Annotated in this window: 18 protein-coding genes; 15 read left to right on the top strand and 3 right to left on the bottom strand. The window is 57.8% G+C overall.

Annotation, left to right across the window (positions count from 1 at the left end; genetic code table 11):
* Position 1 precedes the first annotated feature (1 nt).
* Both msrP and ACSQ22_RS17165 read left to right on the top strand, forming a co-directional pair.
* Positions 2–1,006 carry a protein-methionine-sulfoxide reductase catalytic subunit MsrP gene (msrP, locus tag ACSQ22_RS17160; RefSeq protein ID WP_055399284.1) on the top strand — a complete coding sequence of 335 codons (1,005 nt, stop codon included), beginning with the start codon at positions 2–4 and terminating at the stop codon, positions 1,004–1,006.
* Between the two features lie 66 nt (positions 1,007–1,072).
* Positions 1,073–1,726: a sulfite oxidase heme-binding subunit YedZ gene (locus ACSQ22_RS17165; RefSeq protein ID WP_218298731.1), complete on the top strand. Its 654-nt coding sequence runs from the start codon at positions 1,073–1,075 to the stop codon at positions 1,724–1,726.
* A 100-nt stretch (positions 1,727–1,826) separates the two neighbouring features.
* Here ACSQ22_RS17165 and ACSQ22_RS17170 read toward each other — a convergent pair whose 3' ends face one another.
* Together ACSQ22_RS17170 and lptM are read right to left on the bottom strand one after the other, a co-directional pair.
* Positions 1,827–2,645 carry an MBL fold metallo-hydrolase gene (locus ACSQ22_RS17170; protein ID WP_228898818.1) on the bottom strand — a complete coding sequence of 273 codons (819 nt, stop codon included), beginning with the start codon at positions 2,643–2,645 and terminating at the stop codon, positions 1,827–1,829.
* 124 nt (positions 2,646–2,769) lie between these two features.
* On the bottom strand, positions 2,770–2,979 hold the full coding sequence (gene lptM, locus ACSQ22_RS17175) for an LPS translocon maturation chaperone LptM (RefSeq protein WP_436131025.1): 210 nt from the start codon (positions 2,977–2,979) through the stop codon (positions 2,770–2,772).
* Positions 2,980–2,991: 12 nt separating this feature from the next.
* Between lptM and cyaY the strand changes: the two genes are divergently transcribed.
* Positions 2,992–3,321 (top strand): iron donor protein CyaY, encoded by a 330-nt coding sequence (cyaY, locus tag ACSQ22_RS17180; protein ID WP_436131026.1) that lies wholly within the window; start codon positions 2,992–2,994, stop codon positions 3,319–3,321.
* Positions 3,322–3,380: 59 nt separating this feature from the next.
* On the opposite strand, the gene ACSQ22_RS17185 is transcribed toward cyaY, so the two are convergent.
* On the bottom strand, positions 3,381–5,774 hold the full coding sequence (locus ACSQ22_RS17185; RefSeq protein ID WP_436131027.1) for a penicillin-binding protein 1A: 2,394 nt from the start codon (positions 5,772–5,774) through the stop codon (positions 3,381–3,383).
* A 268-nt stretch (positions 5,775–6,042) separates the two neighbouring features.
* On the opposite strand from ACSQ22_RS17185, the gene ACSQ22_RS17190 reads away from it, so the two are divergent.
* The 12 genes from ACSQ22_RS17190 (at position 6,043) to ACSQ22_RS17245 (ending at position 22,773) form a co-directional block, all read left to right on the top strand.
* The gene (locus tag ACSQ22_RS17190) at positions 6,043–7,122 is read left to right on the top strand and encodes a pilus assembly protein PilM (protein ID WP_055399276.1); all 1,080 of its coding nucleotides are present in this window, start codon (positions 6,043–6,045) and stop codon (positions 7,120–7,122) included.
* Positions 7,119–7,727: a PilN domain-containing protein gene (locus ACSQ22_RS17195; RefSeq protein ID WP_436131028.1), complete on the top strand. Its 609-nt coding sequence runs from the start codon at positions 7,119–7,121 to the stop codon at positions 7,725–7,727. The genes ACSQ22_RS17190 and ACSQ22_RS17195 overlap by 4 nt, the downstream gene beginning before the upstream one ends.
* 2 nt (positions 7,728–7,729) lie before the next feature.
* Positions 7,730–8,413, top strand: coding sequence for a type 4a pilus biogenesis protein PilO (locus tag ACSQ22_RS17200; protein ID WP_436131029.1), 684 nt, complete (start codon positions 7,730–7,732; stop codon positions 8,411–8,413).
* Positions 8,410–8,952, top strand: coding sequence for a pilus assembly protein PilP (locus tag ACSQ22_RS17205; RefSeq protein WP_436131030.1), 543 nt, complete (start codon positions 8,410–8,412; stop codon positions 8,950–8,952). The genes ACSQ22_RS17200 and ACSQ22_RS17205 overlap by 4 nt, the downstream gene beginning before the upstream one ends.
* The gene (pilQ, locus tag ACSQ22_RS17210) at positions 8,949–11,090 is read left to right on the top strand and encodes a type IV pilus secretin PilQ (protein WP_436131031.1); all 2,142 of its coding nucleotides are present in this window, start codon (positions 8,949–8,951) and stop codon (positions 11,088–11,090) included. Before ACSQ22_RS17205 ends, pilQ begins: the two co-directional genes overlap by 4 nt.
* 23 nt (positions 11,091–11,113) lie before the next feature.
* Complete coding sequence (locus tag ACSQ22_RS17215) at positions 11,114–12,646, top strand: putative Ig domain-containing protein (protein WP_436131032.1); 1,533 nt, start codon at positions 11,114–11,116, stop codon at positions 12,644–12,646.
* 425 nt (positions 12,647–13,071) lie between these two features.
* Positions 13,072–14,175 carry a 3-dehydroquinate synthase gene (gene aroB / locus ACSQ22_RS17220; protein WP_436131033.1) on the top strand — a complete coding sequence of 368 codons (1,104 nt, stop codon included), beginning with the start codon at positions 13,072–13,074 and terminating at the stop codon, positions 14,173–14,175.
* Between the two features lie 74 nt (positions 14,176–14,249).
* On the top strand, positions 14,250–15,419 hold the full coding sequence (locus tag ACSQ22_RS17225) for a deoxyguanosinetriphosphate triphosphohydrolase (protein ID WP_436131076.1): 1,170 nt from the start codon (positions 14,250–14,252) through the stop codon (positions 15,417–15,419).
* Positions 15,420–15,490: 71 nt separating this feature from the next.
* The gene (locus tag ACSQ22_RS17230; RefSeq protein ID WP_436131034.1) at positions 15,491–16,120 is read left to right on the top strand and encodes a DUF1415 domain-containing protein; all 630 of its coding nucleotides are present in this window, start codon (positions 15,491–15,493) and stop codon (positions 16,118–16,120) included.
* Positions 16,120–17,076: a class I SAM-dependent methyltransferase gene (locus ACSQ22_RS17235; RefSeq protein ID WP_436131035.1), complete on the top strand. Its 957-nt coding sequence runs from the start codon at positions 16,120–16,122 to the stop codon at positions 17,074–17,076. The genes ACSQ22_RS17230 and ACSQ22_RS17235 overlap by 1 nt, the downstream gene beginning before the upstream one ends.
* Before the next feature lie 84 nt (positions 17,077–17,160).
* Positions 17,161–17,859, top strand: a complete 699-nt coding sequence (locus ACSQ22_RS17240; protein WP_436131036.1) for a transposase — start codon at positions 17,161–17,163, stop codon at positions 17,857–17,859.
* A gap of 180 nt (positions 17,860–18,039) precedes the next feature.
* The gene (locus ACSQ22_RS17245; protein ID WP_436131037.1) at positions 18,040–22,773 is read left to right on the top strand and encodes a glutamate synthase-related protein; all 4,734 of its coding nucleotides are present in this window, start codon (positions 18,040–18,042) and stop codon (positions 22,771–22,773) included.
* The last annotated feature ends 21 nt before the right edge of the window (positions 22,774–22,794 follow it).

Genomic DNA, 22,794 nt, shown 5'->3' on the forward strand with positions numbered 1-22,794 from the left:
CATGCTGATCCCTTCGCGCGATTCGGGTTTCAACCACCCCCACTCCTCCGAAATCACACCCCGCGCGGTCTACGAAGACCGGCGCCAGATGCTCAAGCTCATGGCGGGCGGCGCTGCAGGTGCCGCGATGGCGGCCTGGGCAGGCCGCGAGGCACTGGCGCAGCAGGCGCAGGTGGTGCGGCCCAACAAGCTGGCTGCGCTGGCGGGTGCCAAGTCCACCGTGGCGGGTGCGGTCACGATGGAAAAGCTCACTGACTACAAAGACGCGAGCACCTACAACAACTTCTACGAATTCGGCACCGACAAGGCCGACCCCGCGCGCAATGCCCACACACTCAAGACCACGCCCTGGACGGTGGAAGTGGAAGGGCTGGTCAAGAAGCCGGGTAAATACGGCATCGAAGACCTGATCAAGCTCAGCGCACAGGAGGAGCGCATCTACCGCCTGCGCTGCGTGGAAGGCTGGTCCATGGTCATCCCCTGGGTGGGTTATTCGCTGGCCGAACTGATCAAGCGTGTGGAGCCCCAGGGCAGCGCCAAGTATGTGGAATTTGTGACGCTGGCCGACAAGGCCACCATGCCTTTTGTCGGATCGCGCGTGCTCGACTGGCCCTATGTGGAAGGCCTGCGCATGGACGAGGCAATGAACCCTCTCACTCTGCTGGCTTTTGGCATGTATGGCGAAGTGCTGCCCAACCAGAACGGGGCGCCTGTTCGCCTGGTGGTGCCGTGGAAGTACGGCTTCAAGAGCGCCAAAAGCATTGTCAAGATCCGCTTTGTCGAGAAAGAACCCGGCACGGCATGGAACAAGGCGGCCAAGCAGGAATACGGCTTTTACTCAAACGTGAACCCTGAGGTGGACCACCCTCGCTGGAGCCAAGCCACCGAGCGACGCATTGGCGAAGATGGCCTGTTTGCCAAAAAGCGCAAGACGCTCATGTTCAACGGCTATGAAGCCCAGGTGGGGCAGCTGTACGCGGGCATGGACCTCAAGAAGTTCTACTGATCTTCATTCGCCTTTTTTCTCCGCTTGACGTGTAGGTAAAGCGGCAGAAGAGGGGCGCGGATCACCATGCGCAAACTCTTCCTCCATCCTGCCGCCAAGCCCGTGGTCTTTGCACTGTGCCTGCTTCCGTTGGCGTGGCTGGTCTACGCTGCGGCGGCCAATCAGCTGGGCGCCAATCCGGCCGAGGCCCTGATCCGCGCCACGGGTGACTGGACGCTGCGCGCGCTCTGTCTGGTGCTGGCCGTTACGCCGCTGCGCGTGGTGACTTCCACGCCCCAGCTTGCGCGCTTTCGGCGCATGCTGGGCCTGTTCGTATTTTTCTACGGCCTGCTGCACCTGCTGAGCTACGCCTGGTTCGACATGGGTTTTGATGGGACCGACATCGTGCGCGACATCATCAAGCGGCCTTTCATCCTGGTCGGGTCTCTGGCGCTGCTGGTGCTCACGCTGCTTGCCGCCACATCGTTCAACCGCGCGATCAAGGCTTTGGGCGCAAAGCGCTGGCAGGCGCTGCACCGCAGCGTATACGCAGTGGCGGGCCTGGCCATCCTGCACTTCTTCTGGATGCGCGCTGGCAAGAATGATTTTGGCGAGGTGGCGGTGTATGCGGCGGTTTTGTCAGCTTTGCTGGGCTGGCGGCTGTGGCACCGGCTGCGCAAGCGTCGGCCAACCCAGGGTACGGCGGGGGCCAAGGCATCCCAAGCCGCCCGCACGTCGTAGCGCTGTGCTTGTGGAGTTATTTGCTATATAAATAATAGCTGCTGGCGCTTGATGGTAAAGCGCCAGCAGCAAATTTAGCCTGAAATTCCAAGACCTGTGGCTACCGCGCCGGTGCCGCGCGCATCTGCCGGGTCACAGGATCGATGTAACCGGTGGGAATCTGGTAGGCCCGATCGTCAAACAGGTCGATGCCACACATGAGGTTCTCGATCCAGCTGAAGAAATCGCTGATCGCCTGCTTGCCCATGATGGGCGCGCCATGCTGTGGCACCAGCATGGCGATATCCAGTTGCCGTGCCATGCGGACCCACAGCCGCAGGATCTTGTTGGACACCATATAGCGGCGGTGAAATCCCTCCATGCGCGGGATGTGGGCGTGGAGGTCGGTCACTGGCACACGAGCCTCGGCGCCCGACATCATCGACACCCCCAGGTCGCCGGTGAACAGGATGCGGCTGACCGGGTCGTAGAAGTGAAAGTTGCCCTCGGAGTGCATGAAGTGCGCAGGCAGCAGCACCAGTTCATGGCGGCCCAGGGGCAGATGTCCGCCACTGTCGGGCACACCGATGACGCGATTTTCCGTCTTGCCTACCTTGGTGAAGTGGGGCGCAAAACGTTCCCAGACGCGTGAGATCACCAGGTCGGCCTTGGTGCTGGTCATCCAGCGATCCAGCGAGGCAATGATGTCTGGGTCTGCATGCGAAGCGATCAGGTACGACAGCTTGTGCGGTGGGAAGTGCTTGGTCATCCCCATGAACAGCTCGTTGAAGGCCAGGTTGCCACCGGGGTCGATGATGGCGCCGGTGTCGTCGTCCACGATCAGAAACTGGTTGGCCTGAACGGCCTGACCGTCTTCTTCGATGAGGTCGGTGAACATCAGACAAGCATGGTTCTTGTCGCGGTAGAGTTCGAGGGCCATGGCCATCCTGCGGTGCAATAAAGCACGAACTGTACGATTGACCCTCTGAGACGTCCTTGATAGAAATCAAGTGCCTTGGTGGTATTGGTGGCCAGAACCGTTGTACCGGTCCTTCTGCCGCTATTCAGCGCGGCGCTGACGCTGCGGCTGCGGGGGGCTGCGCAGGGCTGGCGGTACCGACGCCGGGGGTCAAGGTCTGAGGCAGGGTCGCACGCTGCGCAGCTGCCGGACTGCTGGGCAAATACAGGGGGCCCCGTTGACCGCAACCTGCAAGGGCTGCCGCACTGGCAGCAAGGACAAGCGTCCTGACTAGAATTTGGGAAGCTATCAACATGCGCAAATTGTAATGACCGACCTCGAATTCATGGACCACGCCGAAAAACTGCTGCTTGCCGTCGAGCGCAGCTGCGATCGCATCAACGATGCGACCAATGCCGATGTGGACGCCCAGCGCTCCGGGGGCATGGTGACATTGACGTTCCCCAACCGCAGCCAGATCGTCATCAATCTGCAAAAACCTCTGCACGAGGTGTGGATGGCCGCGCGGTCCGGTGGTTACCACTACCGGTTTGACGGCCAAGCCTGGCAGGACACCAAAGGAGCTGGCGAGTTCTTTGAGTGCCTGAGCCGCGACGCAGCCGCCCAAGCGGGTTTGCCACTGCAGTTTTCAGCGTGAGCCACCCACCTGGGTGGCTCACGTCTCTCAGATAGATAGAAGAGCGTCCGCAAACACCATCAGTTGCGGAACAGGTCCAGGATGCGGTTCCGCTCTTCGGTGGGCGGTGGCGCTTGTGGAGCCACAGCGGGTGATGCGGATCGGTCATCGAGACCCACACTTGGAATACCGCTGTTGCGCGCGTACTCGTCGTAGAACCATTCCCCGCCGACATTGACCACGCCAGCGGGCACCGTGGGCTCCATGACGGGAACACCCTTGAGTGCACGTTCCATGAAATTGATCCATACCGGCAAGCTGAGGCCACCCCCTGTTTCGCGGCTTCCCAGGTTACGCGGCGTGTCGTAGCCAATCCAGGTCACTGCAGCGATCGTGGGTTGGTATCCGGCAAACCATGCGTCCACAGAATCGTTGGTGGTCCCGGTTTTTCCGTAGAGGTCTGGCCGCTTCAGAGTCGCTTGCGCCCGCGCTGCGGTACCGGAGCGCGTGACCTCTTGCAGCAAGCTGTTCATCACGAAGGCGTTGCGGGCATCAATGGCGCGCGGTTGTTCGCTGGTGACCGGCGGAGTCGTTTCAGAGATGACGCGACCCTTGTGGTCGGTGACCTTGGTGATCAGCCAGGGGTTCACGCGGTATCCGCCGTTGGCAAAGACGGAATAGGCCGTAGCCATTTGCAGGGGTGTGACGGAGCCCGCGCCCAACGCCATGGTGAGGTAGGCCGGGTGCTTTTCAGCATCGAAGCCAAAGCGGGACACCCACTCCTGCGCGGTCTTCGGCCCGACGGCCTGCAAGATGCGGATCGAGATCATGTTCTTGGACTTGGCCAGTCCCGTGCGCATGCTCATGGGGCCGTCGTACTTGCCATCGTAGTTCTTGGGCTCCCATGGTTGGCCACCGGTCACCCCTGCATCAAAGAACAGAGGGGCGTCGTTGATGACCGTTGCGGGCGTGAACCCTTTCTCCAGTGCCGCAGAGTAGATGAAGGGTTTGAAACTCGACCCGGGTTGGCGCCATGCCTGTGCGGCGTGGTTGAACTTGTTCTTGTCGAAATCAAATCCGCCGACCAGCGCCCGGATGGCTCCAGTGCGCGGGTCCAGTGCCACCAGGGCGCCTTCGACTTCGGGCAGCTGTGTAATTTCCCAGGCGTTCTTGGGTGTTTTCACCACCCGGATCACTGCTCCACGGCGGATCTTGATGTTGGGCGCGGCCTTGTCACTCAGGCCGGACTGTGCGGGCTTAAGTCCATCGCCGGTGATTTCCAGTGTGTCGCCGTTCGCGCGGGCTGCAACGATTTTGCGCGGCGAGGCCTCCAGAACCACGGCAGAAAGGACGTCGCCGTTGTCCGGGTGGTTGGCCAGCGCGTCGTCAATGGCGTCTTCCACCTCCTGGGCCGCCGTCGGCAACACCACAAACTTTTCCGGTCCTCGGTACTGCTGGCGCCGCTCGTAGTCCATGATGCCTCGGCGCAGCGCCGCGTACGCAGCCTCTTGTTCCGCAGCGTTAAGTGTCGTGTAGACGTTGAGTCCGCGTGTGTAGGCCTCGCTGCCATACTGCGTGAAGATCAGCTGGCGCGCCATCTCGGCCACGTACTCTGCATGAATCCGGGTACTGTCCGGGCCGGTACGGATCTTGAGTTCTTCTTTCTTGGCATCTGTCGCCTGCTCGGCGGTGATGAAGCCGTTTTCCTCCATGCGCTCAATGATGTAAAGCTGCCTGGAGCGAGCCCGCTTGGGGTTGCTGATGGGGTTGTACGCAGAGGGCGCTTTGGGCAGACCTGCAAGCATGGCCGCCTCAGCCACGGACACCGATTTCAGGGGCTTGCCAAAATAGGCTTCTGACGCCGCAGCGAATCCATAGGCGCGATTGCCCAAATAAATCTGATTCATGTAAATCTCAAGAATCTGATCTTTGGTCAGTAAATGCTCGAGTTTGAATGTCAGTAAGATTTCGTAAATTTTGCGTGTAAATGTTTTCTCTGACGAGAGGTAAACATTCCGCGCCACCTGCATTGTGATAGTAGAGGCGCCCTGGCTTTTTACCCGGCCAAGATTAGCCAAGGCTGCGCGAATTACGCCTTTGTAGTCAACGCCGCCATGCTGGAAGAAGCGGGCATCTTCAATGGCCAATACCGCGTCCTTCATGACTTTGGGGATTTCACCAATGGGGGTGAGGTTGCGGCGCTCCTCGCCGAATTCGCCCAGCAAAGCGCCTTCGGCAGAGTAAACGCGCAAAGGCAACTTGGGGCGATAGTCAGCGAGATCAGAGATGTCCGGCAGGTTCGGATAGGCCACCGCCAGCGCCACTGCAATGGTCAGAGCCAATCCCACGGCGGCCGCAGTCGCCAGGCCCACCATCCAAAGAGTGGCGCGCACCAGCCAACGGAGCCAAGTGGGGCGGGAGGGAGCGGAAGGAGAGTCCTGCTTGTCAGAGGACTTCGATGAAGAGGGCGGCATATCGCTCCGGAGGGGTAAGACGGCCCATTATAAAAATGTCCGCTGCACCCCACTGAAAATCACAATGCCCGGCCCGTGCCCGTCTGCCCAAAGGTGCGTCATCGTTGCCAAACGGTGTTGCAAGGGCGGCTAAATTCGTCTGCTTTTGGCAACGCTCCGCAAGTGTTACGCGGGGAAAAATCTTTGCTGGAGAACTATCTTACTGATAGCATTCATGTGAAGTGTTAAGTTTTGTTGCCTCATTTTGGCAAGTTACAGGGGACCAATCTTGAGCTCAATGGGGTCTTTGTTCAGTCGCCAGTCTCCGCCGCTGCTGGGAATCGACATCAGTTCCTCCAGTGTCAAACTGGTGGAGCTTGGGCGCGATAAGGCAGGCGGCTTGGTTCTGGAGCGTTGCGCGATCGAACCGCTGGAGCGTGGCTGGATCACGGATGGCAACATCGAAAAATTCGACGAAGTTGCGGACGCACTGCGCCGCTTGGTCAAAAAGAGTGGAACGCGCACGAAGAACGTCGCTTTGGCACTGCCGCCATCGGCCGTCATCACCAAGAAGATCACGCTCCCAGGGGGCATGACAGAACAAGAGCTTGAGGTTCAAGTCGAGTCAGAGGCCAATCAGTACATTCCTTTCTCGCTCGACGAAGTGAGTTTGGACTTCTGCGTCATCGGCCCCAGCAAAAATGCGCCGGGGGATGTCGATGTTCTCATTGCCGCATCTCGGCGAGAGAAGGTCCAAGACCGTCAGGGTTTGGCAGAGGCTGCAGGCCTCAAGCCCGTGGTGGTGGACATTGAATCCCATGCCTCCCGATTGGCTGCGGGGCGTCTCATTGAGGCCTTGCCCAAGAAAGGCGTCGACGCAATGGTTGCGCTTTTTGAGGTGGGAGCACTTACCACCAGCATGCAGGTTATCCGCAACGAGGAAGTTCTTTATGACCGGGACCAAGCTTTTGGAGGAGCGCAGCTGACCCAATTGATCGTCCGTCAATACGGTTTCTCAGTGGAAGAGGCGGAAAGTAAAAAGCGAAATGGTGACCTCCCAGAAGACTATCAATCGGCTGTGCTGCGGCCGTTTGTAGACAGCATGGCCCAGGAGATAGGCCGAGCTTTGCAGTTTTTCTTCACCAGTACACCCCATAACCGTGTTGATCACATCATGCTTGCAGGTGGCTCCGCGCCACTGCCAGGCTTGACAGAGGCTGTTACCCAGCAGACCGGCTTTGCGTGCAGCGCAGTCAATCCTTTTGACGGTATGGAAATCGGAAGTTCCGTTCGTTTGAAAAAAATGGTGCGTGAGGCGCCGTCCTATCTGACCTCGTGCGGTCTGGCCATGCGGAGGTTCCTGCAGTGATTCTGATCAATTTACTTCCGCACAGGGAAGCTGCGCGCAAACGTCGGAAGGAAGCCTTTCAGGCGACGATGTTTGCATCATTTCTGATTGGTCTGGCAATCGCTGGGGCAGTGTATTGGTGGTTTCAAATGATGATCACCGCCCAGCAAGAGCGAAATGCTTTTCTTCAGAGTGAAATAAAGGTCCTTGAAGGACAAATCAAGGAAATTGCCACCATAGAAGACGAAATTGCGGCTTTGCGGGCTAGGCAGAAGGCCGTGGAAGATCTTCAGTCAGATCGAAATCTCCCTGTTCACTTGCTCAATGAGCTTGTGCGTCAGATACCAGAAGGTGCGTATGTGACAAGCATTAAGCAAACCGAGCAAGTAATCGCTATGCAAGGGGTTGCCCAATCCAATGAGCGTGTTTCTGAAATGCTTCGCAATTTGACCGATAACACTCCTTGGCTGTCGAAGCCGGAGTTGGTGGAAATTGTGGCGAGCAATATTGCTTTGTCGTCTAGAGACCAGCGGCGAGTGTCCACGTTCAATTTGCGCTTCCGTTTGATGCGTACGGGTGAAGCACAAAAAGCCAAAGACTCGGCTAGCGCCGCGATTGGGAAATAAATATGGCAAAAAAATCAAAAAAAGATATTGATTTCTCTGCCTTGCAGGAGAATGTTTCTCGGCAGTTTCGGAATTTGGATCCCAAAGACCCCTCTTTGTGGCCCGTAGCCCCAAAGATTCTGCTATGTCTTTTTATTTCTATTGCGGTGGCTGCCGTCCTCTGGTTTGCCAAGATCAATGAGTATGAAGTCGAACTTGAAACAGAGATCGCTAAAGAACAAACCCTGCGTCAAGACTATCAAGCAAAATTGACTAAAGCTGTGAGTTTGGAAGCTTTAAAGCGTCAACGAGAACAGGTCCAGCAGTACGTTATTCAACTGGAAAAGCAACTGCCAAGCAAGGCCGAGATGGCAGCGTTGCTCTCTGATATCAATCAGGCGGGGCTTGGAAGAAGTTTGCAGTTTGATTTGTTTCGACCAGGCCAAGTGGTGGTTAAAGAGTATTATGCTGAATTGCCTATTCAAATTCGTGTGACTGGAAAATATCACGATATGGGATCGTTTGCATCTGATATCGCGCATCTGTCCCGAATTGTTACTTTAAACAATATTTCCATTGCCCCATTGGGCAAGGAGAAGGGTGGGGCTACGTTAACGATGGAGGCCACAGCCCGCACGTTTAGGTACCTGGATTCTGAGGAAATTCAGGCTCAAAAGCAGGTGGCGAAGAAGGGCGGCAAAAAATGACGTCACATAGACTGATTTCATTAATAGTAGCTGCTCTTGGTCTGTCCGGTTGTGTTTCCTCGGGTGATGACGAATTGCGTCAGTGGATGTCGGAGTTGCGGGCAACAACCAAACCCAAAGTAACCCCTTTGACTGAGCCCAAGCAATTTTTACCCCAAACCTATGCAATGGATTCAGGAGTCGAGCCGTTCAACTCTATAAAGTTAACACAGGCGCTGAGACGGGAGTCTACTCAGTCTGCCTCTAACGCTGCTTTGATCGCCCCAGAGATGGCCAGACGAAAGGAGCCTCTGGAGTCTTATCCGCTGGATGTAATGGCGATGGTAGGCAGTCTTGATAAAAAGGGTGCGCCGACTGCACTATTGAAAGTTGATAAGTTACTTTATCAAGTGCGAGTTGGGAACTATATTGGTCAAAACTACGGGCGAATAACGAAAATTACTGAAAATTCGATTCAGTTGCGCGAAATTGTTCAAGATGCGACTGGTGATTGGATTGAACGTGCGGCCTCCCTCGATCTGCAAGAGGACAAGAAATGAAATATCTGAAAATTTATCCATCAAAGATTTGTCAAATTGCAGTGGGATTCACATTTGCTGTGTTGACACCCATCAGTGTGTTTGCGCAGGTTGTAGTTCAATCTGTAATGGGGAGCGTCCAGAACGGTGTAGATGTGGTCCGTATTGATTTTTCTGAACCACTGAAGTCTGTGCCCACAGGATTTTCCATCCAATCGCCTCCTCGCATTGCTTTGGACTTTCCTGAAGCGTCCAATGCGACCGGAAAAAATGTTTTTGAAGTGAATCAGGGCAACGTTAAGTCTGTCAACGTGGTGCAGGCCGGTGACCGGTCCCGAATCGTCCTGAATCTTAAGCAATCTACCTCCTATCAGGCTGAAATTCAAGGGAAATCACTACTGATTTCTTTGGGGACGGTGCCGTCTGCCAATTCAGCAGCTCAAGCCGCGTCTGCTCCAGTGTTTGCTGATCCTGCTAATTCTGATATTCAGACACTGAAAGATGTTGACTTCAGGCGAGGCGCGGATGGCTCTGGGCGGGTGGTGGTGATGCTTCCTTCAAGCCAGGTGGGCGTCGATATTCGTCAGCAAGGAAAAGGTTTGGTGGTGGATTTCCTCAAATCTGCATTGCCGGAAGGACTGCGTCGGCGTTTGGATGTGGGTGATTTTGGCACGCCAGTGCAAGCTATTACCACCGTTCAGCAAGGTGATCGGGTTCGCATGAACATCGATCCTGTTGGTGACTGGGAGCATAGCGCGTATCAGAGTGATAGTCAGTTCGTAGTTGAAATCCGGCAAAAGAAGGTCGACCTGAACAAGCTAACACAAGGCCCTGGATATAGCGGGGAGAAGCTATCGCTGAATTTCCAAAATATTGAGGTTCGGTCACTTCTGCAAGTTATTGCTGATTTTACCAATTTCAATATTGTGACCTCGGATACGGTCACTGGTTCGCTGACATTGCGTCTCAAAGATGTGCCTTGGGATCAAGCGCTTCAAATCATAATGGAGGCCAAAGGCCTGGGAATGCGTAAATCTGGCACGGTTTTGTGGATTGCGCCTAAAGATGAAATTGATGACAGGACTAAGAAGGACTACGAGGCTGCGTTAGCTATTCAAAAACTGGAGCCGCTTCGGACGCAAGCGTTCCAAATGAATTATGCAAAAGCGGTTGATATGGTCGCTCAACTGACCGCCACAAGCGGTGGCACATCGGGGGGCACATCAAATAGATTCCTGTCGGAGCGAGGAAGCGCTATTGCGGAACCCCGAACCAATCAGCTTTTTGTTACTGACACGGCAAGTAAACTGGAAGAAGTGCGTCAGTTGCTCTCGACCTTGGATGTTGCAGTCCGGCAAGTGATGATTGAAGCGAGAATCGTTGAGGCATCCGATACGTTTGGGCGCTCCTTGGGCGTTCGACTAGGTGGAACAGATTTGCGTGCTAATCGTGGTGGTACTGGTGGATACAACATCGGTGGTGGCAATAGCCTAGCGTTTGGTACTAGTTATAGCAATGCAGTAGCTTCGTCTGGTGCTGGTGGAGCTACTAATACGCTGGGTAATTTTGTTAATCTTCCTGCGCAAGCCCAAGGTGGGTTCGATCCGGCTAGCTTCGCTATATCGATTTTCAACTCGGCGGCCAACAGGTTTTTGAATCTAGAGATATCTGCGATGGAGGCAGACGGTAAAGGCAAGATTGTGTCTAGCCCCCGTGTTGTGACAGCTGATCAAACCAAAGCATCCATCGAGCAAGGAACCGAGTTTCCATACCCTGTAACAGCTCCAAATGGTGGAACGGTTATTGCGTTTAAGAAGGCAGTTTTGAAACTAGAGGTGCTGCCCCAAATAACACCAGAGGGTAATATCATTTTGGATCTTGATGTAAACAAAGATAGCCCAGGTGAAATTCTTCAGAATGTGCGAGCTATTAATACCAAGCATATTAAAACCCAGGTGTTGGTTGAAAATGGCGGTACGGTCGTAATTGGTGGGATTTTTGAATTGTTCGAGGATGATGCTGAGGCAAAGGTACCATTTTTGGGCGACATTCCCGGTGTTGGTAATTTGTTTAAAACAAAAACTAAGCAGGCCAATAAGCAAGAAATGTTGATTTTCATTACACCGAAGGTTCTCACTGAGCGTGCTGCGGTTCGCTAATTTTTATATTGAATGGATGAGCAATGTTGAAAAATGCTAAATTTTTAACCCTTGCGTTAGCGGCAATCTTGTCGGCATGTGGTGGTGGCGGTAGCGGTGGTTCGGGCGAGACCCAGGAAAATTACAGCATCACGCTCCGGGCTGAGAAGACACAATTGCCATTGAATATTGCAGGCGCTATGCCTGGCATCGGTGCATACCGGCCCTATACCACATCCCTATACGTGGAGGCTCGCAAGGGTAGTGTGCTGATACCTGGTGGAGAGGATATCTTTGGCTGTAATGTGGCTGGTGGGTTGGATTCTGGGTCGCTTTATTATTTGGATGGCGACCCAGAGCATGAAACGGAAGTTGATGATGGGAATGGCGGGACAATAAGAATTCCGAATGCCTATCGAAATATCACGTTGGGTGCGAATTCTGGTGGAAACTCATTCCACTTTCATGCTGGTGATCAGGCTGGAACCGCGCGTATTACATGCTCTGTGACTGATCCACGTGACAATCAGCAAAAATCTGCCAGTGTGACGATTGCTGTGGGCGGTACTACCGGAAAGCCAGCTAGCGTGCGTATGGAAGCTCAGATTCCAGGTTACCTGGGTACCAAGAACAACGCTAACGGCCTTCTGAATCAGATGGGAATACAGGCGTTTGTGATGGATGATGCCAATCAGCCTACAGCAAGTGCCTCGGGGGCCAACATGCAGGTTCGCATTCTGTCAGGCACAGATGCAGCCCAGGGCGCGCGTTTGGTCTCTGGTGCTCAGAGTGGCAGCATTCTGCAACTGCCGTCCATCGGCGGTGTGGCAACGTTCTCTCTGCTTAGCAGCACTGAAACTGGTGCAATTTTCCTGGAGTTGACGGCGGATCGTTTTGACAACAATGTGAGCAACGGCATCATTGACCCGATCACATCGATTCAGCCAATATCAGTGCTGGAGGCGCTGACGAGTGCGCCGACACTTGCCGATGTAGATTTGGGCACTGTAACCAAAGGGGTTCCATTTACGGCGTTGCTGACCGTCAGTGGGGGATTGCCGCCTTATGTTTGGTCGGCGACTGGATTGCCTGCCGGTTTGGCTATTGACGCCAGCACCGGTATGCTGAGTGGCACGGCTAGCACCAGTGCAGAAGAGCGTGATTACCGTGCCACAGTAACTGTGGTAGACAAGAACAAGCGGTCTGCAACGGCTGTTGTTAAACTGAAGTTGGTAAATGGGTTGCCGGAAGACTTTGCAATCGGCGATTGCAACTCGACCGCTGTTTGCTCGTTGGGAACAATTCCTGTTGGTAATAGTTTTACCTACTCGTTTGTTGCCTCGGTAAGCGATGTGACTTGGAGTTTCACCAGTCTGCCTTCTTGGCTGACCAGTGGCACGACCGGTGCTGCCGGGGTTCTCAATGGAACACCCAAGGTGGCTAACTGTGGCGAACAAAGATTCTTGGTGACTGCCACAAAGGGTGCGTCGAAGGTGACGCGGACGTTTAGCATCACTGTCGTGAGTGCTGGATCTGTTCCTCCCGGCGGTGACCCTGTCGACTACATCTGCCCATAGCCGAACAGTTGCATCTTGCTTAGAAGTGCGCCTGACAGTGCTTTGCTGCTAGGTGCCTTCGAATCTTAACCCCGGCTTGCCGGGGTTTTCTTATTGGGAAATGGTGTGTATGTCTATGTCCGTAGAGTCAATCAGGAACGGTGCAAAGGGTGTTGCTGCGCTAAATGCGTCGGGCCAATGCCTGCGTTCAAAGATTCGCTGGGCATTTAGCAGCTCTCGGCACTTCAAAAGAGTACTTAGGTATGGGGATAGGGGCATCCCCTCTAACAACCAAGCTGGCGACTAAGAATTTGCAGTCTGGCGTGGCTTGTGTCTCAACGGCTTAAGTCTCCAGCTTATTGGGCTGGCCGTTGAACCAAGGCAAAATTGGGTAAGCGCGGCTCACGCGCCGGTGCCTCTAGCGATTTAACCTGTAAGAATATTTCATGTCCCAGATTGATCAAGAAGTCTCCATTGAACTGGGTGAGCGTAGCTATCACATCCTCATTGGCGGTGGCCTTTTGGCTAATGCCGCTTCCTATGCCGACTTGCCCGGCGCAAGCAGGGCGCTGATTGTGAGTAATACCACGGTCGCACCCCTTTATGCAGCGGCTTTGCGTGCAGCGCTGGCGGGCCGGTATGCGCAGATTCATGAACTGCAGCTGCCAGATGGTGAGGAGTTCAAGAACTGGGAGACCCTGCAGCTAATTTTTGATGCGCTGCTGAGCAATGGTTGCGATCGCAAGACAACCATCTTTGCGCTGGGCGGCGGGGTCGTGGGTGACATGACGGGTTTTGGCGCAGCCAGCTACATGCGGGGTGTGCCTTTTGTGCAGGTGCCCACCACGCTGCTGGCCCAAGTGGACTCTTCGGTGGGCGGCAAGACGGCCATCAACCACCCTTTGGGCAAGAACATGATTGGCGCGTTCTACCAGCCGCAGTTGGTGGTATGCGACCTTGCGGTGCTCGATACGTTGCCAGCGCGTGAGTTCAGTGCCGGTCTTGCAGAGGTCATCAAATACGGACCAATCTCGGACATGGCCTTCTTTGATTGGCTGGAACGCAATATGGATGCCCTGATCGCGCACGACCGCGACGCCCTGGCGCACGCAGTACGGCGCAGTTGCGAGATCAAGGCCTGGGTTGTCGGCCAGGATGAAAAAGAGACGGGCCTTCGTGCCATCCTCAACTTTGGCCATACCTTTGGGCACGCCATTGAAGCTGGCATGGGTTATGGCGTGTGGCTGCATGGTGAGGGTGTTGGTGCCGGCATGGTGATGGCGGCAGAGCTTTCTCGCAGGCTTGGCTTGGTGGACGGCGAGTTTGTGGCCCGCCTGAATCTGCTGATCCAGCGCGCGGGGTTGCCCACCAAGGGGCCCATTCTGGACGCCGCAGACAATGCCGGCCGTTATTTGGAACTGATGCGCATCGATAAGAAATCCGAAGCCGGTGAGATCCGATTTGTCGTGATCGATGGCCCGGGCAAGGCGGCAGTGCGCGCTGCACCGGACAGCCTGGTGCGCGAAGTGATTGATGCCTGTTGTGCCTAGAAGGTGCTTGTCCCCAATTGCTATAAATAATATAGCTATTTGCGCTGTATAGATAAGCGCTGGCGGCAATTTTGATTCCGATCTCTGACCTGGCCCCGTACGCCTGCCACCCTGCTGCGACCAGGGGGCGGCGCTACCCCGAAACACCGGCACCCACACGGACCGAATACCAGCGTGATCGAGACCGGATCGTGCACTCCACTGCATTTCGGCGATTGGTCTACAAGACGCAGGTCTTTCTCAACCATGAAGGGGACCTGTTTCGCACACGCCTGACGCACTCGCTGGAGGTCGCCCAATTGGGGCGGTCCATCGCTCGCTCACTGCGCATCAACGAGGACTTGGTGGAAGCCATCTCGTTGGCCCACGATCTTGGCCACACGCCGTTTGGACATGCCGGCCAGGATGCGCTGCATGGGTGCATGGCGGAGCACGGGGGCTTTGAGCACAACCTGCAGAGTTTGCGGGTGGTGGACAAGCTGGAGGAGCGTTATCCACAGTACGACGGACTGAACTTGACCTTCGAGACGCGTGAAGGCGTGCTCAAGCACTGTTCCAGGCAACACGCACAGCAGTTGGAGCGGGAAGAGCACGGTGGCGTCGGTGCAAGGTTTTTGCGCCGGGAGCAGCCCAGCCTGGAGGCGCAGCTGTGCAACTTAGCCGATGAAATCGCCTACAACGCGCACGACATCGATGACGGCGTGCGCTCTGGGCTGATCACGCTGGCGCAATTGCAGGACGTGCCCCTGTTCGACCAGTACCGCGCTGCGGCCCAGGCCGAGTACCCGGATCTTGTGCAGCCGCTGCTGCAACGGCGCCTGTTGTTTGAAGCCATACGGCGCATGCTCAGCGCGCAGGTTTATGACGTGATTGATGCCACGCAGGCAGCACTGGCCAGGCACGCGCCCACTGATGTGCAGGCTGTGCGCCAATCGCCGTCGCTCGTGATGTTTGGCGATGCCATGCGTGCGCGCTCGCTGGAGCTCAAGCAGTTCCTCTTCAAAAACCTGTACCGCCATCCACGCGTCATGGAGACCACGGGACGTGCGCAGGAGGTCGTGCGCGACCTGTTTGTAGCGTACACGGCCTCCCCCCAAGAAATGAAGGCGGCGTTTGCCGAGCAGGCCTCTGTGGACTGCGGCCCGCTGCGGGCAAGGGCTGTGGCGGATTTCATTGCGGGCATGACAGACCGGTTTGCAGCGCGGGAGCATGAGCGCCTGACGGGGCGGCGGCTTTTCGACTAGCGGCTGTGGGGGTGGGCAGGGCGCCCGGTAAAATCAACCCCGCACTTCTTCGCGCCCCGTGCGCCCGTTTCATGACTTCCTCCCCCCCCTTTACGGCCTCGGCGGCCTCTTCGGAGCCTGCCGACTTGTTCGTTCGCAACACCGTCCGTTGGCTGGAGCGAGCTGTGATCGGGCTCAACCTGTGCCCTTTTGCCAAGGGCGTTCATGTCAAAGGGCAGATTCACTACGTGGTCGCGCTGACCGAAGACTTGATGGACGTACTGGCTCTTCTGCGCAGTGAGCTGTCTGCCCTGGTGGCGACCCCTGCCGAAACGCGGGACACCACCTTGCTGATACTCCCTCACTGCCTCCAGGATTTTCTTGATTTCAACGATTTTCTGGGAGATGCGGAGGCACTGCTGGAGGCCATGGAGCTCGACGGCACGCTGCAGATCGCGAGTTTTCACCCCCAGTTTCAGTTTGCGGGCACCGATGTGGATGACGTGACCAATTGCACCAACCGTTCGCCATACCCCACACTGCATCTGCTGCGGGAGGAGAGCATCGACCGCGCCGTGGAGGTGTTTCCGGAGGCGGAAACAATTTTTGAGCGAAATATTGAGGTGCTGCAAGCATTGGGCATGCAGGGCTGGTCTGCGCTGGATGTGGGCCCCAGCGCTGGCACGCCATCGCTGCCGGAAGCGAACCAGGACGTTCGATGATGAGAAAGACCAAAGACCTCTCTGCAGCCCGCGTGCAGCAGCCACATGCTTCCCGCCCGAAGGCGGCCGCCTCCAAGGCCGAGTCTGCGGAGCTTTCCGAACTGCGGCCGGGCCAGTCGATAGAACTGCTCAAGGAACTGCACATCCTCACGCGCGATGGACGCCTGAATCAGGACTCGCGGCGCAAGCTCAAGCAGGTCTACCACCTGTTCAACTTCATCGAGCCGCTGCTCACGGAGCTTGCCACCACCGACCAGGGGCCGACGCTCGCAGACCATGGGGCGGGCAAGTCGTATCTGGGTTTTATCCTGTACGACCTGTACTTCAAGGCCCTGGGGCACGGGCACATCTACGGGGTGGAAACGCGCGCCGAGCTGGTGGACAAATCCCGCCTGCTGGCGCAGAAGCTGGGCTTTGAACGCATGTCGTTCCTGAATGTGTCGGTGGCGGAATCCACCGGTGTAGGTGAATTGCCAGCCAGGATCGATGTGGTCACCGCCCTGCATGCCTGTGACACCGCCACGGACGATGCCATTGCTTTCGGCCTGCAGAAACAGGCCCGGGCGATGGTGCTGGTGCCGTGCTGCCAGGCTGAGATGGCCGCCTGCCTGCGGCAGGGCAAGGCCTTGCAGCTGTCGCGCACGCCCTTGGCCGAGCTGTGGCGCCACCCGCTGCACACGCGCGAACTGGGCAGCCAGGTCACCAATGTGTTGCGCTGCCTGTACCTCGAGGCGAGTGGCTACCAGGTCACCGTGACAGAGCTGGTCGGCTGGGAGCACAGCATGAAGAATGAGCTGATCATTGCCCGCTACACGGGGCAGAAAAAGCGCAGCGCCTCGGAGCGCCTGCGCGCCATTCTGGAAGAGTTTGGCCTTGACAAGGCGCTGGGGGCTCGCTTTGGTCTGAAGCCGGAGGCTCGCGATACCCAGGTTGCCGTGGAATTGGTGCAGGACTGACGTCGCGCCATACGTTGTTGCCGAGGTGAGAAGAAATCGGGGACGGATTTATGATCATCCTCCCCCTAGCTCCCATCCACATCCATGGCCCGCCTGCCGCGCCTGACCCTGCCGGGTCATCTGCACCACGTCATCCAGCGCGGAAACAACCGCCAAAGCATCTTCGCGGACCGCGAAGACTTCGAGACCATGCTTTCGCTGCTGGCAGACAATGCACAGAAATTTGGTGTTGCTGTGCATGCCTATGTGCTGATGGACAACCACTTTCATCTGCTGGCCACGCCCACTACTGCTGACGGCCTTCCGCAGATGATGCAGGCGGTAGGGCGGCGCTACGTGCAGTATTTCAACCGGCGCCACGCCCGTACGGGCACCCTGTGGGAGGGGCGCTATCGTTCCACGGTGCTGCAGCCCGAGCGGTATCTCCTGCCTTGCATGGTCTACCTTGATCTGAACCCGGTGCGGGCCGGGCAGGTGGCGCAGCCTGGCGACTACCCGTGGTCCAGCCATGCCCATTGGCTGGGACTGCGCCATGACCGTTTGCTCACACCGCATGCTTTGTACTGGGCGCTGGGCAACACGCCGTTTGCGCGCGAGGCGGCGTATGCCGCGCTGGTGCAGGCGGGCATCGGCTCGCAGGAGCAGGCTGTGCTGACGTCATCCGCACTCAGTGGTTGGGCGCTGGGCGACGCTGAATTTGTTCAAGAGTTGCAAAAGCACACACCGCGCCGGGTAACCCAGGGACAAGCCGGTAGGCCGGCGCTTCGCAAAACATCTGAATAAATATGGCATTGGCGCTTACTGTTGTTGGGTTAATTGCTATTAAATTTGATGCGTCCCTAATAAAAAATGAAATTGAATTTTCATTCGTAAATTAAGAATCTGACCCTAATTAATTTTCTTGCCAAAAGATGTTGCAATGCACTAATCTTCCACTCCCTGCGAAAAATATAGGAGTGCGCCATGACCACGGCTGCCGAGATCCAGCATCTGCAACAACACGGTTTGTATTCATCGGGTAACGAACACGACGCCTGCGGCCTCGGGTTTGTGGCCCACATCAAGGGCATCAAGCGCCACGACATCGTGACGCAGGCTCTGAAGATTCTGGAAAACATCGACCACCGTGGCGCGGTGGGTGCCGACCCGCTGATGGGCGACGGCGCCGGCATCCTGATCCAGATCCCTGACGCGCTGTACCGCGAAGAGATGGCCAAGCAAGGCGTAACCTTGCCAGCAGCGGGCGAATACGGTGTGGGCATGATTTTCCTGCCCAAGGAGCACGCCTCGCGTCTGGCCTGCGAGCAGGAGATGGAGCGCGCCATCAAGGCCGAAGGCCAGGTACTGCTGGGCTGGCGCGATGTGCCGGTCAATGTGGACATGCCCATGTCCCCCACCGTGCGCAAGAAGGAGCCCATCCTGCGCCAGGTATTCATCGGCCGTGGCAACGACGTGATCGTGCAGGACGCGCTGGAGCGCAAGCTGTACGTGATCCGCAAGACGGCCAGCGCCAACATCCAGGCCCTCAAGCTCAAGCACAGCAAGGAATACTACGTTCCCTCCATGTCCAGCCGCACCGTGGTCTACAAGGGCCTGCTGCTGGCCGACCAGGTGGGCGTGTACTACAAAGACCTGTCCGACGAGCGCTGCGTCTCGGCCATCGGTCTGGTGCACCAGCGTTTCTCCACCAACACCTTTCCAGAGTGGCCGCTGGCCCACCCCTACCGCTATGTGGCGCACAACGGTGAAATCAACACCGTCAAGGGCAACTACAACTGGATGAAGGCGCGCGAAGGCGTAATGGCCTCGCCTGTGCTCGCGGCCGACCTGCAAAAGCTCTACCCCATCAGCTTCGCCGACCAGTCCGACACCGCCACGTTCGACAACTGCCTCGAACTGCTGACCATGGCCGGTTACCCCATCAGCCAGGCCGTGATGATGATGATCCCCGAGCCCTGGGAGCAGCACACCACCATGGACGAGCGCCGCCGCGCCTTCTATGAATACCACGCTGCCATGCTGGAGCCTTGGGACGGCCCCGCCTCCATCGTGTTCACCGACGGACGCCAGATCGGCGCTACGCTGGACCGCAACGGCCTGCGCCCCTCGCGCTACTGCATCACCGATGACGATCTGGTCATCATGGGCTCCGAGTCGGGTGTGTTGCCGGTGCCCGAGAACAAGATCGTGCGCAAGTGGCGCCTGCAGCCCGGCAAGATGTTCCTGATCGACCTGGAACAAGGCCGCATGATCGACGACGAAGAGCTGAAGGCCAACATCGTCAACACCAAGCCCTACAAGCAGTGGATCGAAAACCTGCGGATCAAGCTCGACAGCATTGACGCGGGCGCGCAAGTGGCCGCACCGCAGCCTGCCGATCTGCCGCTGCTCGACCGCCAGCAGGCCTTCGGTTACACGCAGGAAGACATCAAGTTCCTGATGGCGCCCATGGCCAAGAATGGTGAAGAGGGCATTGGCTCGATGGGCAATGACAGTCCGCTGGCTGTGCTGTCGGGCAAGAACAAGCCGCTGTACAACTACTTCAAGCAGCTGTTCGCCCAGGTGACGAACCCGCCGATCGATCCGATCCGCGAAGCCATCGTGATGTCGCTCAACAGCTTCATCGGACCCAAGCCGAACCTGCTGGACATCAACCAGGTCAATCCGCCGATGCGGCTCGAAGTGAGCCAGCCCGTGCTCGACTTTGCCGGCATGGCCAAGCTGCGCGACATCGAAAAGTACACGCAAGGCAAGTTCAAGAGCGTGACCATCGACATCACCTACCCACTGAACTGGGGCCGTGAGGGGGTGGAAGCCAAGCTCGCCTCGTTGTGCGCGCAGGCTGTGGATGCCATCAAGGGCGGCGCCAACATCCTGATCGTGAGCGACCGCGCCGTGAGCGCTAGCCAGGTGGCGATCCCTGCGCTGCTGGCGTTGTCCGCCATCCACCAGCACCTGGTGGGAGCGGGCCTGCGCACCACGGCCGGCCTTGTGGTCGAGACGGGCACCGCGCGCGAAGTGCACCACTTTGCCGTGCTGGCTGGCTACGGTGCCGAGGCCGTGCACCCCTACCTGGCCATGGAAACCCTGGCCGAGATGCACAAGGACCTGGGCGGCGACCTGTCGGCCGACAAGGCCATCTACAACTACGTCAAGGCCATCGGCAAGGGCCTGTCCAAGATCATGTCCAAGATGGGCGTGAGCACCTACATGAGCTACTGCGGCGCCCAGCTGTTCGAGGCCATCGGCCTGAATACGGAAACCGTGGGCAAGTATTTCACCGGCACCGCCAGCCGTGTGGAAGGCATCGGAGTGTTCGAGATCGCCGAAGAGGCCATCCGCATGCACAAGGCCGCGTTTGGTGACGACCCCGTGCTCGAGACCATGCTGGACGCCGGTGGCGAATACGCCTGGCGCGCCCGGGGCGAAGACCACATGTGGACGCCCGATGCGATTGCCAAGCTGCAGCACAGCACGCGCGCCAATAACTGGAACACGTACAAGGAATACGCCCAGCTGATCAACGACCAGAGCAAGCGCCACATGACGCTGCGCGGTCTGTTCGAGTTCAAGATCGACCCCGCCAAGGCGATCCCGGTCGACGAAGTCGAGCCCGCCAAGGAAATCGTCAAGCGCTTCGCCACGGGCGCCATGTCGCTGGGTTCCATCTCCACCGAGGCCCACGCCACGCTCGCCGTGGCCATGAACCGCATCGGCGGCAAGAGCAACACCGGCGAAGGTGGTGAGGACGCCGCACGCTACCGCAACGAACTCAAGGGCATCCCGATCAAGAAGGGCGATACGCTCAAGAGCGTGATTGGTGCCGAGAACGTTGAGGTCGACCTGCCCCTGCAGGACGGCGACTCGCTGCGCAGCCGCATCAAGCAGGTGGCCTCGGGCCGCTTTGGTGTCACGGCCGAATACCTGTCGTCGGCCGACCAGATCCAGATCAAGATGGCCCAGGGTGCCAAGCCCGGCGAGGGTGGTCAGCTGCCGGGTGGCAAGGTTTCCAACTACATCGGCAAGCTGCGCCACAGCGTGCCCGGCGTGGGCTTGATCTCGCCCCCGCCGCACCACGACATCTACTCCATTGAGGATCTGGCCCAGCTGATCCACGATCTGAAGAACGTGGCACCACACGCTGGCATCAGCGTCAAGCTGGTCTCTGAAGTGGGCGTGGGCACCATCGCCGCAGGCGTGGCCAAGTGCAAGAGCGATCACGTGGTGATCGCGGGGCATGACGGCGGCACGGGCGCTTCGCCCTGGTCGTCCATCAAGCACGCGGGTGGTCCGTGGGAAATCGGCCTGGCCGAAACCCAGCAGACCCTGGTGCTCAACCGCCTGCGCGGCCGCATCCGTGTGCAGGCCGACGGCCAGATGAAGACCGGCCGCGACGTCGCCATCGGCGCACTGCTGGGCGCTGACGAGTTCGGCTTTGCCACGGCACCGCTGGTGGTGGAAGGTTGCATCATGATGCGCAAGTGCCACCTGAACACCTGCCCCGTGGGCGTGGCCACCCAAGACCCCGAACTGCGCAAGAAGTTCTCGGGCAAGCCCGAGCACGTGGTGAACTATTTCTTCTTCATCGCCGAAGAAGTGCGCCAGATCATGGCCCAACTGGGCATTCGCAAGTTCGACGACCTGATCGGCCGCACCGATCTGCTCGACATGCGCCAGGGACTGGAACACTGGAAGGCACGTGGCCTGGACTTCAGCCGCCTGTTCGCCCAGCCCAACGTGCCCGCCGATGTGCCGCGCTTCCACGTGGACGTGCAGGACCACAACATCGAGCACACGCTGGACCGCAAGCTCATCGAGCGCAGCAAGCCCGCCATTGAAAAGGGCGAGCGCGTGCAGTTCATCGAGGTGGCGCGCAACGTGAACCGCTCGGTCGGCGCCATGCTGTCCGGCGCTGTCACCCGCGTGCACCCCGAAGGCCTGCCCGACGATAGCATCCGTATCCAGCTCGAAGGCACGGGCGGCCAGTCGTTCGGTGCGTTCCTCACGCGCGGCATCACGCTGTACCTGATCGGCGACGCCAACGACTACACGGGCAAGGGTCTGTCGGGAGGCCGCGTGGTCGTGCGCCCCAGCATCGATTTCCGCGGTGACGCCGTGCGCAATACCATCGTTGGCAACACCGTGATGTACGGCGCCACCACGGGCGAAGCCTTCTTCAGCGGCGTTGCCGGTGAGCGTTTCGCCGTGCGTCTATCGGGCGCCACCGCAGTGGTAGAGGGCACGGGCGACCACGGTTGCGAATACATGACCGGGGGCACCGTGGTGGTGCTTGGCAAGACCGGCCGCAACTTTGCGGCGGGCATGAGCGGCGGCGTGGCATACGTGTACGACGAAGACGGTCAGTTCGACACCCGCTGCAACATGTCCATGGTGACGCTGGAGCGCATCCTGCCCGCCACCGAGCAGGAAGCCACGGTGCCACGCTCGATCTGGCACAACGGACAGACCGACGAAGCCCAGCTCAAGAAGCTGCTGGAAGACCACAACCGCTGGACGGGCAGCAAGCGCGCACGCGAACTGCTCGACAACTGGGCCGCATCGCGCAGCAAGTTCGTCAAGGTCTTCCCGACCGAGTACAAGCGTGCGTTGGCTGAAATTTATGAACGAAAAGTGCTGGAGGAGTCCGCTACACCAGCGGTAGCTGCTACCAAAAAAGAAGTGGCACCCGCCAAGTAAGGCGACGTCACCCACTTTCGC

It is taken from the genome of Acidovorax sp. LjRoot38, from assembly GCF_964252975.1.
Classification (GTDB): Bacteria; Pseudomonadota; Gammaproteobacteria; order Burkholderiales; family Burkholderiaceae_C; genus Acidovorax; species Acidovorax facilis.

Excerpts from the sequence above, each read along its gene's own strand:
- ACSQ22_RS17200 (WP_436131029.1), top strand. The coding sequence starts at position 7,730 with ATGGCAAAAAAATCAAAAAAAGATATTGATTTCTCTGCCTTGCAGGAG.
- ACSQ22_RS17165 (WP_218298731.1), top strand. The coding sequence starts at position 1,073 with ATGCGCAAACTCTTCCTCCATCCTGCCGCCAAGCCCGTGGTCTTTGCA.
- cyaY (WP_436131026.1), top strand. The coding sequence starts at position 2,992 with ATGACCGACCTCGAATTCATGGACCACGCCGAAAAACTGCTGCTTGCC.
- ACSQ22_RS17205 (WP_436131030.1), top strand. The coding sequence starts at position 8,410 with ATGACGTCACATAGACTGATTTCATTAATAGTAGCTGCTCTTGGTCTG.
- ACSQ22_RS17215 (WP_436131032.1), top strand. The coding sequence starts at position 11,114 with ATGTTGAAAAATGCTAAATTTTTAACCCTTGCGTTAGCGGCAATCTTG.
- ACSQ22_RS17230 (WP_436131034.1), top strand. The coding sequence starts at position 15,491 with ATGACTTCCTCCCCCCCCTTTACGGCCTCGGCGGCCTCTTCGGAGCCT.
- ACSQ22_RS17235 (WP_436131035.1), top strand. The coding sequence starts at position 16,120 with ATGAGAAAGACCAAAGACCTCTCTGCAGCCCGCGTGCAGCAGCCACAT.
- ACSQ22_RS17240 (WP_436131036.1), top strand. The coding sequence starts at position 17,161 with ATGGCCCGCCTGCCGCGCCTGACCCTGCCGGGTCATCTGCACCACGTC.
- msrP (WP_055399284.1), top strand. The coding sequence starts at position 2 with ATGCTGATCCCTTCGCGCGATTCGGGTTTCAACCACCCCCACTCCTCC.
- pilQ (WP_436131031.1), top strand. The coding sequence starts at position 8,949 with ATGAAATATCTGAAAATTTATCCATCAAAGATTTGTCAAATTGCAGTG.
- ACSQ22_RS17170 (WP_228898818.1), bottom strand. The coding sequence starts at position 2,645 with ATGGCCCTCGAACTCTACCGCGACAAGAACCATGCTTGTCTGATGTTC.
- aroB (WP_436131033.1), top strand. The coding sequence starts at position 13,072 with ATGTCCCAGATTGATCAAGAAGTCTCCATTGAACTGGGTGAGCGTAGC.
- ACSQ22_RS17185 (WP_436131027.1), bottom strand. The coding sequence starts at position 5,774 with ATGCCGCCCTCTTCATCGAAGTCCTCTGACAAGCAGGACTCTCCTTCC.
- ACSQ22_RS17245 (WP_436131037.1), top strand. The coding sequence starts at position 18,040 with ATGACCACGGCTGCCGAGATCCAGCATCTGCAACAACACGGTTTGTAT.
- lptM (WP_436131025.1), bottom strand. The coding sequence starts at position 2,979 with ATGTTGATAGCTTCCCAAATTCTAGTCAGGACGCTTGTCCTTGCTGCC.